The sequence below is a fragment of the Streptomyces sp. SID14515 genome (assembly GCF_010548505.1).
Taxonomy (GTDB): Bacteria; Actinomycetota; Actinomycetes; order Streptomycetales; family Streptomycetaceae; genus Streptomyces; species Streptomyces caviscabies.
In genome coordinates, this window is the sequence record NZ_JAAGMH010000028.1 from 1 (window position 1) to 14,250 (window position 14,250).

General features: G+C 73.4%; 16 protein-coding genes. 8 read left to right on the forward strand and 8 right to left on the reverse strand.

Annotated features, from left to right (window positions below; all coding sequences use genetic code 11):
* From G3I54_RS04940 to G3I54_RS04950, 3 genes are all read left to right on the forward strand, one after another.
* On the forward strand, positions 1-177 hold a 177-nt coding region (locus G3I54_RS04940), incomplete at its 5' end, for a DUF397 domain-containing protein (protein WP_164611500.1).
* 6 nt (positions 178-183) lie between these two features.
* A complete protein-coding gene (locus G3I54_RS04945) occupies positions 184-660 on the forward strand; it encodes a hypothetical protein (RefSeq protein WP_164611501.1) in 477 nt (158 codons plus the stop codon).
* Positions 661-764: 104 nt separating this feature from the next.
* Positions 765-980, forward strand: coding sequence for a DUF397 domain-containing protein (locus tag G3I54_RS04950; RefSeq protein WP_164611503.1), 216 nt, complete (start codon positions 765-767; stop codon positions 978-980).
* Positions 981-1,014: 34 nt separating this feature from the next.
* Here the strand turns inward: G3I54_RS04950 and G3I54_RS04955 are convergent, their stop codons facing one another.
* The gene (locus G3I54_RS04955) at positions 1,015-1,932 is read right to left on the reverse strand and encodes a MerR family transcriptional regulator (protein WP_164611505.1); all 918 of its coding nucleotides are present in this window, start codon (positions 1,930-1,932) and stop codon (positions 1,015-1,017) included.
* A gap of 196 nt (positions 1,933-2,128) precedes the next feature.
* Between G3I54_RS04955 and G3I54_RS04960 the strand changes: the two genes are divergently transcribed.
* The 4 genes from G3I54_RS04960 (at position 2,129) to G3I54_RS04975 (ending at position 5,239) form a co-directional block, all read left to right on the forward strand.
* Positions 2,129-2,596 carry a MarR family transcriptional regulator gene (locus G3I54_RS04960; RefSeq protein ID WP_164611507.1) on the forward strand — a complete coding sequence of 156 codons (468 nt, stop codon included), beginning with the start codon at positions 2,129-2,131 and terminating at the stop codon, positions 2,594-2,596.
* A gap of 84 nt (positions 2,597-2,680) precedes the next feature.
* Positions 2,681-3,517 carry an HAD family hydrolase gene (locus G3I54_RS04965; RefSeq protein ID WP_164611509.1) on the forward strand — a complete coding sequence of 279 codons (837 nt, stop codon included), beginning with the start codon at positions 2,681-2,683 and terminating at the stop codon, positions 3,515-3,517.
* A gap of 143 nt (positions 3,518-3,660) precedes the next feature.
* Entirely contained in the window at positions 3,661-4,464 is an 804-nt protein-coding gene (locus G3I54_RS04970) for a calcium-binding protein (protein ID WP_164611608.1), read from the forward strand.
* Positions 4,465-4,639: 175 nt separating this feature from the next.
* Positions 4,640-5,239: a hypothetical protein gene (locus G3I54_RS04975; RefSeq protein WP_164611511.1), complete on the forward strand. Its 600-nt coding sequence runs from the start codon at positions 4,640-4,642 to the stop codon at positions 5,237-5,239.
* Here the strand turns inward: G3I54_RS04975 and G3I54_RS04980 are convergent.
* The 3 genes from G3I54_RS04980 to G3I54_RS04990 all read right to left on the reverse strand — a co-directional run bounded on the left by G3I54_RS04980 (position 5,232) and on the right by G3I54_RS04990 (position 8,735).
* Positions 5,232-5,987, reverse strand: coding sequence for a DUF1838 family protein (locus G3I54_RS04980; protein ID WP_164611513.1), 756 nt, complete (start codon positions 5,985-5,987; stop codon positions 5,232-5,234). The two genes, G3I54_RS04975 and G3I54_RS04980, sit on opposite strands and share 8 nt — an antisense overlap.
* A 42-nt stretch (positions 5,988-6,029) precedes the next feature.
* Positions 6,030-8,297, reverse strand: coding sequence for a SpoIIE family protein phosphatase (locus G3I54_RS04985; RefSeq protein ID WP_164611514.1), 2,268 nt, complete (start codon positions 8,295-8,297; stop codon positions 6,030-6,032).
* Positions 8,298-8,417: 120 nt separating this feature from the next.
* Positions 8,418-8,735 (reverse strand): cupin domain-containing protein, encoded by a 318-nt coding sequence (locus G3I54_RS04990; RefSeq protein ID WP_164611516.1) that lies wholly within the window; start codon positions 8,733-8,735, stop codon positions 8,418-8,420.
* 196 nt (positions 8,736-8,931) lie between these two features.
* Between G3I54_RS04990 and G3I54_RS04995 the strand changes: the two genes are divergently transcribed.
* Positions 8,932-10,152 carry a serine/threonine-protein kinase gene (locus tag G3I54_RS04995; RefSeq protein ID WP_164611518.1) on the forward strand — a complete coding sequence of 407 codons (1,221 nt, stop codon included), beginning with the start codon at positions 8,932-8,934 and terminating at the stop codon, positions 10,150-10,152.
* Between the two features lie 16 nt (positions 10,153-10,168).
* Here G3I54_RS04995 and G3I54_RS05000 read toward each other — a convergent pair whose 3' ends face one another.
* The 4 genes from G3I54_RS05000 to G3I54_RS05015 form a co-directional block, all read right to left on the reverse strand.
* Positions 10,169-10,759 carry a TetR/AcrR family transcriptional regulator gene (locus tag G3I54_RS05000; protein ID WP_164611520.1) on the reverse strand — a complete coding sequence of 197 codons (591 nt, stop codon included), beginning with the start codon at positions 10,757-10,759 and terminating at the stop codon, positions 10,169-10,171.
* A gap of 235 nt (positions 10,760-10,994) precedes the next feature.
* On the reverse strand, positions 10,995-11,879 hold the full coding sequence (locus G3I54_RS05005) for an ABC transporter permease (RefSeq protein WP_164611522.1): 885 nt from the start codon (positions 11,877-11,879) through the stop codon (positions 10,995-10,997).
* Positions 11,866-12,858 (reverse strand): ABC transporter ATP-binding protein, encoded by a 993-nt coding sequence (locus G3I54_RS05010; protein WP_203685530.1) that lies wholly within the window; start codon positions 12,856-12,858, stop codon positions 11,866-11,868. Before G3I54_RS05010 ends, G3I54_RS05005 begins: the two co-directional genes overlap by 14 nt.
* 119 nt (positions 12,859-12,977) lie before the next feature.
* Positions 12,978-14,225 (reverse strand): DUF2092 domain-containing protein, encoded by a 1,248-nt coding sequence (locus G3I54_RS05015; RefSeq protein WP_164611524.1) that lies wholly within the window; start codon positions 14,223-14,225, stop codon positions 12,978-12,980.
* Positions 14,226-14,250: the final 25 nt, after the last annotated feature.

Consider the following 14,250-nt stretch of genomic DNA (forward strand, 5'->3'; position numbering starts at 1 on the left):
GCCTGCGGCGGCAACACCCACCCCGACGGCGAATCGTGCGTCACCCTCGCGCGGATCGGGCCGGACACCTGGGCCCTGGGCGACAGCAAGCGCCCCGACGCCGAGCCGTTGCGGTTCACGACGGCCGAGCTGGACGCGGCGGGCATCGACCCCGACCGCTTCGACCTCTCCGCCTGAGCCGCCGTGCACCACCACGGCTACGCCTGGCTCGGGGAGAAGCGGACGTTCGACAAGGAGAGCATCCGCAGGCCCCCGGGCCAGGCGCCGACGGCGACCAGCGAGCAGGACGTGCACGAGCGGTACCGGGAGGCGGTGGCCGTGTTCCCGGCCTCCGACGTACCGCCGATCCAGACGGCGCACTGGCTCATGAAACCGGCCTCGACGATCCGGGGCACCTGGGAGGAGCCCAAGGAGGCCGGCGCGTGGCTGGGGCGACAACTCACCGAGTTCGCGCCCCGGTTCGCCTCCGCGCAGGACCGGGAGGCGACGAGGCTGGTCCTCCTCGTCAGGGCGGCGGTCGAACGGCTCGCGTGGGGCGGAGACCTGTCCCTCGGCCACTACCTCAACGGCACGGTCTTCCACTCCGTCGCCCTGGTGACCTGCTCCCCGAACCGCAGCGCACCCGACGTGCTCTGCCCGGAGCGGCGGACCGGATCATGACCGCACCGCTCACGACGACGCGTCCACCGCCTCCGTCCTGGGTATCAAGAGCCGTGAGTCGCAGCATCCGCATCGGTGAACTGACCGTCCACGAAGGGGCACCCGTGACGACCGAGACCGAAAAACCCCGCTGGTTCACGTCCTCGTACAGCAACAATGGCGGCCAGTGCGTCGAGGTCGCCACCAACCTCGCCGCCCCGCACGGCATCGTCCCCGTCCGCGACTCCAAGAACGTGAGCGGCCCGGCCCTCACCGTCCCCGCCACCGCGTTCACCACCTTCGTGGCCGGCGTACGAGCCGGAGACTTCGGCACCGTCTGAGTCGGCGGCGAGCCGTACGGGACCGCCCGGCGCCCTACGTCGCGTCCGGGGAAGCGGGGGACTCGTGGGCGGCGAGCTCCCCGGCCAGCTCCATGCAGCGCAGGCGGGCCGGGGAGAAGTCGTAGGGCATCTTGCCGGTGGCTTCGTATGCGCTCATGGACCCGTGCCCCCTGCCGGAGCCTTGCCCGGCCACGCCCTCGCCCTCATCGGCGACAGGGAGGTGCAGCGCGTCCCAGGCGTCGAAGAGCGCGTCGTCGTCCTCCGCCAGGCCGGACTCCTCGATGACGGCGGGCAGCATCTCCTCGAAGGCGTACCGTTCGGCGGCCACCCGGGCCACCCGGGGATCGTCGACGGCCACCGTGTCGTCGAGGGCCTCCTCGGCGGCGTCGACCCGGTCGGATTCCTCCCGCAGCTCCGGGTGGGTGGCCAGGGCGATGAAGCGGGAGGCCTGGACGGCCGCGCCGAGAGGGCCGAAGATCCGCTCGGTGACCAGCAGGCTGTCCAGGTCCGCCTGGCGCAGGGAGCCCTCGGGCAGGCTCCTGAGGCGGTCGGTGACGAAGCCGGAGAGCAGCCCCATCCGGCTGCCCTCGGTACGCATGCGCCGCACGGCAGTACGTTGCCGCCGCAGCTCCGCTTCCTGGGCGAGCAGCGTCTCCTCCAGCCGTTCCAGGATGCCCTCGATGCCGTCGTCGCTGTCGGCATCGGCGGAAGCCGTGCCGGCGAAGGCGTCACGGATGTCGTCCAGGGCGATCCCGGCATCGGCCGTCCTGCGGATCCACAGCAGCCGGATCATGTCCTCGTAGCCGTAGCGGCGGCGGCCGTCGCCGCCTCGCGCGGGCTCGGGCAGCAGGCCGACCTCGTGGTAGTGACGGATCGCCCGCGGCGTGGTGCCGACGAAGGCCGCCGCGTCACCGATCTTGACCTGGCGCGGCGGAACGAAAGACGCATGCATGATCAGAGGTCTCCTCGATGGGCCGGGGCGTAGGTCCACCGGACCACATGCCGCTACGGAAGGTGCAACCCGGGACGCTCCGCCCGGTCAGGCCGATACCTCAAGCCGCTCCCCCCTTGCCCTCAACCATGCTTGAGGTCCTACGGTCCCCGTGAGGCCACCGCAGGGCCCCCGAAGCACCGAGGGAGAACGTGCCATGACGACTCACCACCTTTCCGACGCCGAACTCGCCGGACAGCCCGCCGCCTACTGGACCGGTGTCGCCTACGAGGCGCTGATCGCGTACACCCGCGACCGGCAGGCCGAGAAGGGCTACACCCAGCCCCAGTTCTGGCTTCTGCGCAATCTGTCGGTGAACGACATCTCGCCCGACGGCGAAGGCATGACCGTCCCCGAGCTCCAGCAGGCCATGGCCTCGTACATCCGGCCCGAGGACGACCTGGCGGTCGAGGCCGAGGCGCTCGTGGAGCGGGGCTGGCTGAACCGGGACGCGGGCGGCAGGCTGTGGCTCACGGAGGTGGGGGAACAGGCGCGGGTCGACCTCAAGCGCAACGCTCCCGCGATCCGCGCCGCGCTCCACGAAGGCATCTCCGACGCGGACTACGTCACCACGGTGAAGGTGCTGCGGCGGCTCATCCGCAACGCCGGCGGGACGGCCGCCTGACAGCGGACCCCGCCCGGCCGATCCGTACATCCGATCCACCCCTGGCGGGCAAGCGGCCGTTCGGGTCCTCCTAGGCTATGGCCCATGCCCACGCCACCCGCATATGCCCTCATAGCCACGGACCTGGACGGCACCCTGCTCCGCCCGGACGACACCGTGAGCGCCCGGTCCCGCGCCGCGCTCGCCCGCGCCGCCGCCGCGGACGCCCGGCATCTGATCGTCACCGGACGGCCCGTCCCCGGCATACGGGCGCTGCTCGCGGACCTGGCGTACACCGGGCTCGTCGTCTGCGGGCAGGGCACCCAGCTGTACGAGGCCGGGAGCGGGCGGCTGCTGCGGTCCGCCACCCTGGACCGCGAGGCCGCCGACACCGCGCTCGGCAAGATCGAGGCGGAGGTCGGGGCCGTGTTCGCCGCCGTGGACCAGGACGGCGTGGACGGGGTGACCCTGATCGAGGCCGGGTACCGGATGCCGAACCCGACGCTTCCCGCCCAACGCGTCAGCTCCCGCTCCGCGTTGTGGGCGCAGCCCGTCATCAAGGTGCTGGTGCGCCACCCGGAGCTGGGCGACGACGAGCTGGCCGCCGCGGCGCGCCGGGCCGTGGGCGATCTGGCGACCGTGACCATGGCGGGGCCCGGCACGGTGGAGCTGGCTCCGTACGGGGTGGACAAGGGCACGGGGCTGGCGGCGGCGGCCGAGCTGCTGGACATCGGGGCCGAGCGGACGATCGCGTTCGGCGACATGCCCAACGACCTGCCGATGTTCGCCGGTTCGGGCCACCGGGTGGCCATGGGCAACGCGCATCCGGAGCTGCGCGCGGCGGCCGACGAGGTGACTCTCTCGAACGCGGAGGACGGGGTCGCGGTGGTCCTGGAGCGGCTGTTCGGCGCCGGAATCGCACCGGACCCTAGCTTGGTCTAGACCAGGGCGGGTAGGCTGCCGTCACCGGCGTGGCGCCCCACCGCCACGCGTACCGCTTGACATGCACCTGCCCCTCCTGCTCGGTGCGGGCGGGCGGGAAACCCCCACGGACCCACCGAGGAGCTGTCGTGAAGCGCAAGATGATGTCGGCCGTCGTGGCCCTGCTCGCCACCGGCCTCGCCGCGTCCCCGGCGGTCGCGGCCCCTGCCGCCTCCGCCGACTCCGCCGCCGCGTCCGCCGCGTCCGCCGCTTCCGCCGCTTCCGCCGCCGAAGGCAAGGCCCGCGTCGGCGCCGACTGGGCGAAGCAGTCCATCACCTTCACCGCCGCCCCGGGCCAGGTCAACGACCTCCACGTGGTCCCGATGGACGAGGGCGACGGGGTCCGGCGCATCGGCTTCCGCGACGCGGTGCCGCTCCTGCCCGGCGACCACTGCACGTACCTCACCCCGGGCGACGAGACGTACGTCGTCTGCGAACTGCCCACCGACAGCGCCCGGCCGGACCGGATCGACGTCTTCCTCGGTGACGGCGACGACGAGATCGCCACCAGCGACCCGGGCGTCGCCACCGTCAGCGGCGGCCCCGGCGACGACATGCTGCACGCCCACACCGCGCACACCGTGCGGGGCGACGAGGGCGACGACATGGTCATGGGGCGCGTCGTCCTGGACGGCGGCGACGGCAACGACCACCTGATGGCCGTCGACGGCGACCAGTGGCTGTGGGGCGGCCGGGGCGACGACATGATCGAGGCGTACGACGGCGACGACGTCGTGTACGCGGGCCCGGGCGACGACCACGTCATGGGCGGGGACGGCGACGACCTCCTGTTCGGCGGCTCCGGCGACGACATGCTGCACGGCGAGGGCGGAAACGACCTGATCGTCGGCGGCCCCGGCAAGGACACCGTCAACGGCGGCCCGGGCCGGAACATCACGCTCCCCTGAACGGTCGGCCCCGGTCGGCCCCGGTCAGTCCCTTGATACCGGCTCTCCGCGGCGTCGCTGCGTCGCTGCCTCGCCGCCGCGGCGGGCAGGAGCGTTTCTTCCGGCTCCGATGATCGTTGTCTCGGAGGGTCGGGCACCGTGCCCGGCTCTCCGGGACGAGACGAGAGGGATCCGCATGCGCATCTGGAGGGCATCGGCTGCCGCCGCCTTCTGTACAGCGGCTCTGGCCACCACTGTCGGTACCGCGGGCGCCGTACCGTTCGCCGACGCCCCTGCCGCCGGGCAGGGAAGCGGGAAGCCGGCCTGTGGCAGCGTCGAGAGCTTCCTCCTCGGAGCGCCGTATTCCGGCACCATCAACCGCGGCGGCCACGACTATCCCGTACAGCTCACGCCGGGCGCCGAGAAGGAACGGTTGGGGCGGATCAGCACCGGACCGGTGACCGGACCCGCCACGCTGCCGGACGGGCGCCAGGCCACCATCGACAGCCACTGGACCGCTGAGGACGACCTGCTCACCAAGGCACTCGCGAACTACCGGCTTCGCATGTCGGACGGAGAGAAGGTGGGGAAGGTGACCTGCGACGCCGAAACCGGTGCGGTCTCCCAGCTCGTGGCCCACGACATCGATGCGACCTTCATCGGCGGCGAAGCGCACAACCCGTGCGAGACCGGAGACTGCGGCGGCGCCACCGGCGGCATCGTCTTCACGGACGAGCAGATCAAGCGCGAAGTCGTCGGCACCCTCAGCCTGACCGGCGGCCACACCGCTAGCTAGCCGCCCGAGGCGGGTTGAGCTTGCGGAAGTAGGTCCAGCTCGTCTCGTTCGGCTCGCTCCACTTCTCCGGGGCGTGGGCGAACTCCGGGTGGTGGGCGGCGACATAGGCGCGGGTGCGCTCGGGGACCTCGGTGTACGCGCCGAGTTTGCGCCCCCGGCAGTGGAAGGTGAGGCCGCCGGGCCGCTGCCCCCGGGCCATCCAGGGCAGCCACGGCGACATCCGGCTCCACGACATGGTGGCCGGAACACTGGGCGCCGGGCCCGCCAGGTCGCCGCGGTCCGCGAAGAACTGGAAGAGCTCCAGCGCCTGGTACGTGTCCCCCGCCGAGTGCACCGGGTACTCGGCCACCGGCAGCGGCGACGGGTAGGCGAGCGGGATCTCCAGGCTGAAGCAGACCTGGTCCCCGAGGTCGGTCGTCGGGATCGGGAAGGGGCGCCACTTCTGGTTCGCCGGGTCGTTCCAGACGTGCACCACCGGCTGGTCCTGCCAGGTCTCCAGGATCTCGCGGCTGACCGGATCCAGATAGAACGCGGCCTCACGGGTGAGCAGTTGGTACGCGTCCGGCCCGGCCTCGGCGTCCTGGACCAGGCGCGAGACGTTGAGGCCCTCGAAGCCGAAGACGCGCTGGTAGGGCTCGTCGGGGGCCCAGGAGTACACGTCTCCGGACCACCAGTACGTGACCTCCTCGCCGTCGAGGGAGGCGCGGGTGCGGGCGAAGGAGCGGAGCAGTTCCGCGGGGGTCGTCATGGGGACCACTCTGCGCGATCGGCGGGCGCGGCGGGCGCGACTTCACCCCGCAGGAGCCGCCGAAGCCGCCGGATCGTCCGGTAGCTCCTGTTCGGTCCACAGCACCTTGCCGTCCGGCCCGTGCCGGGCGCCCCAGTGGGAGGCGAGGCGGGAGACGATGAACAGGCCCCGGCCGCCCTCGTCGACGGTCCGGGCGTGCCGCAGGTGCGGGGCGGCCGTGGAGCCGTCGTGGACCTCGCAGGTGAGCGTGGAGTCCAGCAGGAGGCGCAGCCGCAGCGGCGGGGTGCCGTAGCGGACGGCGTTGGTGACGAGCTCGCTGACGATCAGCTCGGTCGCGTCGACGGTGTCCTCGTCCAGGCCCCAGCCCTGGAGCCGGTCGCGTACGAGCACCCGGGCGGTGGCGGGCGTCGCGCGGTCCTGGGCCAGGTCCCAGGTGGCGACCCGGTGTTCGGAGACCGTACCCGTACGGGCCAGGAGCAGGGCCGCGCCGGCGGAGCGGGTGTCGTCCGGCAGCGCGTACACGATGTCGTCGCCCAGTTGCCGAAGGCTCCGGCCCGGCCGGGCGAGGGTCTGGGTGATGCGTTCGGCGGCCCGGTCGCCGGAGAGCAGTTCGGCGGTGCAGAACGCGAGGAGGCTGCGCTCCTCCAGGGTGACGGCGGCGGGGGCGAAGAGGGCGCTGTCGGCCGAGAAGAGCCCGGGCCCTTCCGGTACGTCGAGGTCGACCGCCCGTCCGTCGGGGCCGACGATCAGCGGCGCGGGGTGCCCGGCCCGCGCGACGGTGCAGGTGCGGGTGAACGGGTCGTAGACCCCGTACACGCAGCCCGCGCTCAGGGGTTCGCCGTGGAGCGAGTCGTCCGGGGGCAGGGCGGCGCGTTCGCCGGCGAGGCGGTCGGCGGTGTCCTTGAGCCGGGCGAGGACCTCCTCCGGCTCCAGGTCGAGTCCGGCCAGCGCCTGGATGACCGTACGCAACTGGCCCATGACGATGGCCGACTGGAGCCCCTCGCCCGCGACGCCGCCCACGACGAGCGCGGTACGGGCGCCGGACAGGGCGATGGTGTCGAACCAGCGACCGCTGTCCCGGCCGGGCAGCAGGACGTGCGCGGTGTCGACGGCCGCCTGCAGCCGCTCGGCCTGCGGGAGCAGCCGCCGCTGGACGGTCGAGGCGATGACGTGCTCGCGCTCGTAGCGGCGGGCGTTGTCGACGGCGAGCGCGGCGCGGGTGGCCGCCGAGATGGCGAGGGTGACGTCGTCCTCGTCGAAGGGCTCGGCCGCCTCGCAGCGGTAGAGGCTGACCAGCCCGAGGACCGCGCCCCGCAGGGTGAGGGGCACGACGATCAACGAGTGCGCACCGGCCTCCGCGACGGCGCTCGCCCCGTCCGGGTCGGTGTCCAGCCACGGGGTGTCGGGGCCGATCGTGACGAGCCGGGGCCGCAGGTCGGCGACGGCGAGCGCGTACGGCGTACGGACGGGGAGGCGGCGGGTCACCCCGTCCCGCACCCGCCGGGCCCCGGGCCCGCTCCCGGCCTCCGCCGCGTCCCGCACGGCATCGCACCGGCCGCTCGCCGCACGGCACAGCGGGGTGTCGGGCGGCAGCGGGCCCACCGGCGGGTCGGCGCCGCGCAGGACTTCCTCCACCACCTCGATGACGGCGAGGTCGGCGAAACCGGGCGCCAGGGCGTCGGCGAAGGCGCGGCAGGTGGCGGCGACGTCGAGCGACCCGCCGACCGCGTCCCGCACGGCGGCGAGCGTGCTCTCCCGGGCCCGGGCCCGCTCCCGCTCGGTGACGTCGACGACCGCGGTCAGCAGGCCGAGGGCGGGGGGTGGGGCGGATTCTGCGGATTCTGCGGGTTCGGCGGCTTCTGCGGGTCCGGCGGAGGCGTTGCCGGTGTCGGTGCCGGGCGCGTCGCCCGTGCCGGTACCGCCGGTGCCGTCGAGGTCGATTCCGGAGCCCTCGATGCGGTACGAGGAGACCAGGAACTGCCGATCGCCGGGGATCCGGCGCAACCGGCCCCGGACGAGGTGGTCGCGGACCGGGCCCTCACCGGCCAGCACCCGCTTCATCATCTGCTCGGCGCCGTCCGGGTCGTCGAGCCGGAAGACCTCGGTGAACCGGCGGCCGATGTACTCCCCGGTCTCCACGCCCTCGACGAGCGAGTTGGCGCGTACGAGCCGGAGCTGCGGGTCGAGGACGACCAGGCCTACGGCGGACTGGGCGAACAGCGTGGCCAGCACCGCCTCGTCCAGCTGGTCCGGCCGGTCCGGCCCAGCGGGAGACCTTTCGGGCCCGGACGGGGCCTCGGCGTCCGACACGGCTCCACCCACCCTCCGGCTCCGGCGCACCGGAGCACCCGAGCCGGCGCGCGCCGGTCCAGCATCACCCGGCGCCCGGGGCCCGGCCACCGGTGGACGGCCGACAGGGGCGGGCGAGCCTCAGGCCTCGGGCGTTCGAGAGCAGCGCTCCACGATGACCAGCGTCCCCCGGCTGCCGGGCCGCACCGCGTGGGCGACGCCCGCGCCCACCACGTACATCTCGCCCGGCCCCACCGTCACCGCGGCCCCCGCCACGGACAGTTCGAGGCGGCCGTCGAGCACGAGCAGCACCTCGGGCTCGCCGTGCCGCTCCTCCTCGACCGGCAGCCCGTCCATGCGCAGCACCTTCACCGAGGCCGTCCCCACCCGGCCGAGCACCGCCGAACTCCACGCCCGGGGCAGGGCCGCCGCCGCTTCCGACACCGTGACCACGCTCATCGCACACACCTCTCGGCGGGCTCCTCCGGGCATGCCGGAGAGGCCCGCGCCTCGGAACGGAACAGAACTGAAGGGATACGAGGACGCTATCCGGGGCGGGGCGGCGCGTGGTCGACCGTTCGGCAAAGACTGCCGCCGGGCCACCCGGTGAGCTGCGGCATACTGAACCGCCGGAACACAGGGGGGCGTTCAGCGCATGGAGCACGGGGCGGGCGGCGGCGGGCTGCCGGAACGTATCGGCGGGTACGCCGTGGAGCGGGAGTTGGGCGCCGGCGGGATGGGCACCGTCTATCTGGCGCGTTCGCGCGGCGGGCGGGCGGTGGCGGTGAAGGTGGCCCGACCGGAGCTCGCGAGCGACCCGCACTTCCGGGAGCGGTTCCGCGCCGAGGTCGCGGCCGCGCGCAGCGTGGGCGGCTTCCACACGGCTCCCGTGGTGGACGCGGACCCGGAGGCGGCGGCGCCCTGGCTGGCCACGGCGTACGTTCCGGGGCCCACGCTCGCCGCGCTGCTGGAGGCCGAGGGGCCGATGGACGAGATGCGGCTGCGGCAGCTCGGGGCGGCGCTGGCCGAGGCGCTGGCGGCGATCCACGGCTGCGGGCTGGTGCACCGCGATCTGAAGCCCGGCAACATCATCATGGCCCCGGACGGCCCGCGGGTCCTGGACTTCGGCATCGCACGGGCCCTGGAATCGACCCGTCTGACCGCCACCGGCATGGCGTTCGGGACGCCGGGGTTCCTGGCGCCCGAGCAGGCCCAGGGGCAGGACATCAGCGGCGCGGCCGATGTGTTCGCGCTGGGCGCGGTGCTCGTCGCGGCGGCGGGCGGCAGCGCGTTCGGGGCGGGCACGCCGATGGGCATGATGTACCGGTCGGTGCACGAGCCGCCGGACCTGGCCGCCGTGCCGGAGGGCCTGCGGCCGGTCCTGGCGGCGTGTCTGGCCAAGGAGCCGGACCAGCGGCCCACGCCGGCGGGCCTGTTGGACCTGTTCGTACCGGACGCCTCGGCCGCCTCGCCCGCCGCGCCGCACTCCCCGTACTCCCCCACCGTGGCGGTGGCCCCGCCGCCGCCCCCGTACGCGCCGTCCAACGGCTTCCTGCCGCACCAGGCGCCGACGCGACTCGCCCCGGCGGGCGACGTACCGGCCGACATCGACCTCACGTTCGTGGCGGTCGGCCCGGGAAGCTCCCTCCTGGTCGACGAGTCGGGCGTCACCGTGGGCCCGGAGAACGCGGAGGCGCACTACACCTGGGCCGAGATCTACACCGTCACGTACGCGGCCGCGGGCCCCAAGCACCTCCAGGTCGTCGTCCACCTGCACCACGGCGCGGCCCACCCGTGCCTGCTCACCGCCCGCAGACGGTCCCGCCTCCAGGCGTGGCTGCACGACCTGCCGCTGGCCCTGGAGTGCTTCGGCTAGGGCCTGTCGTCCGGGCTCAGTACCCCGGCGCGCGCAGCGAGCGCAGTACGTGGTCCACCAGGGTGGCGATCGTCTCCTCGTCCTGGACGGGCTTGCGCAGTACGTGGCGGTAGTAGACCGGGCCGTACAGCATCTCGACGGCCAGCGGGAGGTCCGCGCCGGGCGGGATCTGGCCCTGCTCCTGGGCGCTGCGCAGCCGGCCGATCGCTTCCTCGACGCGCGGGTCGACCAGCTGCTCCCGCAACTGCTGGGCCAGGAGGGCGTCGTGGTGCAGTTCGGAGAGGATGCCCGCGTAGGCCGGGCCGAACGGCGGGACCGAGAGCAGGTTCACCGCGCCGGCGACATGGGTGCGCAGGTCGGCGCCGATGTCGCCGGTGTCCACGAACGGGGTGGCGTCGATCAGGGCGTCCGTGAACGCCTCCAGCAGGACCGCGCCCTTCGACGGCCACCAGCGGTAGATCGTCTTCTTGCTGACCCCGGCGCCGGCCGCGATGGCCTCTATCGTGACGTGCCCGTACCCCCGCTCCGTACAGAGGTCGAGAGCGGACCGCAGGATCGCGCGGCGTGATCGTTCGCTGCGTCGCACGCTGCTCGGCGATGTGATCATTCGGTGAGCATAGGGGGGTTCCAGCCAATCTCTTGTTGACATCTCGTCGCCAAAGACCGAACAATACCCAGGCGGAAACGGAACGTACCGTGTCGTGTCGTTCCCGTTGTCCGCACCGTTCGTGCCGTTCGTGCCGCGACGAGCCGATCGGGGGACGGCTCGCCCGGCCGACGGCGCGTGCGGCCTCCGCCGATCCGATCAGGCCAGACCCCCTTGCGCTCCTCCGGAGCGCCTCTCACGCCGTGATGTCCTTGGCCGTGAAGCGGGCCCAGGCCGCCGAGCCGAACACCGCGACGTACAGCCCCTGCAGCTGGAAGTTCTTGATCAGGTCGTCCCAGTGGACGGGTTCGCGCAGGACGTCCGCGAAGGACATCCAGTAGTGCGAGAACAGATACGGATGCGCGCCGCTCAGCTGCGGGATGCTGTCCAGGATCTGCACCGTGATCAGCAGCCCGACCGTGGCCGCCATCGCCCCGATCCCGCTGCCGGTCAGCGTCGAGACGAACAGCCCGAGCGCGGCGAACCCGGTCAGCGAGATCGCGACGACCAGGGCCGTCAGCGCCGCCCGCACGAGCCCTTCGCCGAAGCCGATCCGGGTCCCGGAGATCGTGGTGACCTCCCCCACCGGGAACAGCAGCGCGCCCACCGCCAGCGCCGAAGCCGCCACGACCAGGGTCGCGACCAGGCAGAAGACGAGGACGGAGGCGTACTTCACGAGCAGCAGCCGGGTCCGGCCCGCCGGGGCGACCAGCAGATAGCGCAGAGTCCCGCTGCTCGCCTCGCCCGCGACGGCGTCGCCCGCCACCACGCCGACGGCCATCGGCAGGAAGACCGGCAGGGTCGCGGCGAGGGCGGCGAAGACGAGGAACAGGCCGTTGTTGGTGACCTGGGCGAGGAACGCCGGGCCCGCCCCACCGTCCGGACCGCCCGCACCGCCTCCACCGCCGCCGCCCGTCTCGATCCGGACCGCGATCCCGATGAGGACGGGTACGGCGGCGAGCACGCCGAGGAGGGCGTAGGTGCGGTGGCGGCGGAGCAGCGTGGTGATCTCGGAGCGGAGGAGACCCAGCGTCCACAGCGGACTGCGGGAGCGCACCTGTTCGGCTTCAGCCTGCGACATCGAATCCCTCTCCCGTGAGTGCGACGAACGCGTCCTCCAGCGAACCGCGCTCGACGCCGAAGAACCGCACCCGCACCCCGCCGGTCACCAGCGCCGCGTTGAGATCGGCGAGGTCCACGGCGGCGGGCGGGGCGTCGGCGGTGAGCCGGTCACCGTCGGCGCTCAGGCCGGTGAGCCCGTGCTCCCGGAGGATGCGGGCGGCGTCCCCGGGGTCCGGGGTGGTGACGGCGAGCCGGCCCCGGGCGCCCGCGGCGAGGTCGGCGACCGGGCCCTGGACGATCAGCCGGCCCCGGGCCATCACCGCGGCGTGCGTGCAGACCTGCTCGATCTCGTCCAGCAGGTGGGAGGAGAGGAACACCGTGGTGCCCTCGGCCGCCAGCTCCCGGACCAGGGCGCGGATCTCGCGCATGCCCTGCGGGTCGAGGCCGTTGGTCGGCTCGTCCAGGACCAGCAGCCGGCGCGGCCGGAGCAGGGCGGCGGCCAGGCCCAGGCGCTGTTTCATGCCGAGCGAGTACGCCTTGGCCTTCTTGCCGGAGGCGGCGGCGAGCCCGACCCGTTCCAGGGCCGTCTCGACCCGGGCCCGGCGGGTGCGCGGGTCGGCGGTCGGGTCGGCCCTGTCGTACCGCAGGAGGTTGTCGCGGCCGTTCAGGAAGCCGTACAGCGCGGGCCCCTCGATCAGCGCGCCGACCTCCGGCAGCACCGTACGGGCGGCCGCCGGCATCGGGCGGCCGAGCACCTCGGCGGTGCCGGACGTCGGGTCGATGAGGCCCATCAGCATCCGGATCGTGGTGGTCTTCCCGGAGCCGTTGGGTCCGAGGAAGCCGAAGACGCTGCCGCCGGGCACGGCCAGGTCGAGGCCGTCCACGGCGAGCTGGCCGCCCCGGTAGCGCTTGGTCAGGCCACGGGTACGGATGATCGGAGCGGCGTCCGCCACGCCCGCCCCGTCCGCCGCGACCGCCTCTGTCGTCCCCGTCGTCATCCCGGTCGCACCTCTCCCGTCCGCGCGGCTGCCAGGTCCTTACGGCGTCGCCGCCCCGCCGCACAGTGTGCGACGGGGCGGTGTCCGGCGCCGGTTGCCCGGCGTGTCCTACGTGGTTCCTACTTGGCGGCAGCGTCGGCGGCGCGCACCAGCGCGTCCTTCGTCACCGCGCCGACGTACACCGAGCCGTCGTCCGTCAGCAGGGCGTTGACCAGGCGCGTCTTGAAGACCGTGCCCGAGCCGAACTTCCCGGTGACCTTGTCGCCCAGCGCGTCGAGGAAGCCCTGCGCCTCGGCCGGGACATCGCCCGAGCCGGCCGCCGGGAGGCCCTTGCCGCCGGGGGTCTTGATCTCGGCGATCGAGGTCCAGCCCTCGCCGATGACGTTGAGGCCCTCGAAGCCGTCCAGCTCGGCCAGCTGGCCGGGCAGCGCCTTCTGTGCCGCGCCGCGCTCGTCCTTGCCGGTCTCCAGCTCATCGGCCTCGGTCACCTTCGCGCCCTTGGGCGGGGTGAAGGAGAACGTGGACGCGGCGGGCTTGGAGAAGTCGACCTTGGTGAACCCGGCGTCGACCACGGCCTTGCCGCCGCTCGCCGCGGACAGGGTGAACTTCAGCGGTACGCCGTTCTCGGCGTCCACGGCGATCCGGACCGAGCCGATCGTCGAACCGGACTGCTTCGGCTTGATCAGCAGCTGATACGCGTCCCGCCCGGCGACCTGCGCCGTGCCGTCCACGGTGACCGAGGTGGTGTCCCCGGCCGCCGCGAGCGCCTGCTCGGCGAAGTCCTTCGGGGTCGCCGGAGCGCCCTCGGGGAGCTTCGGGGCCTTCTCCGCGTGGTCGCCGCTGTCCCGGCCCTCGGGGGCCTCGGCGTGGTAGACCTCGTCGGACTTGCTGTCGTACGCCCAGACCTCGCCCTGGTTGTGGATGAGGCTGTACTCGGACGCGTCCCCGAGGATGGAGAGCTTCTGCCGCTCCGGGCCGTCGGCGGCCACCCGCAGCGTGTGCGTGCCGGACGTCAGCTCCATGAGCTTGTCCTGCGGGGCCGCCGCGCCGCCGTCCTTGTCGCCGCCCTCGCCGCCCGGGACGAACGAGCCCGCGAGGCCGTCGAGGGGCAGGCCCAGGTCGGTGCTGATCTTGAACGTGCCGGAGAGCTGTTCCTCGTCGGAAGCGGCGATCTTCTCGATGAGTTCCTGTGCGCTGATCTTCGGCAGGTCCGGGTCGCCGGAGTTCGCGAGCGCCGGGACGAGTCCGATGGTCGCGGCCGCCACCCCCGCGACCGCGACGGGGACGATGTAGCGCGCCGCCTTCCGGCGGCCCACGACAGTGCCCGTGGCCTCGCCGGTGGTCTCTGCGCTGTCGTTCGGGTCCATGTGTGCCCTACCTCCGTGGTCGGCG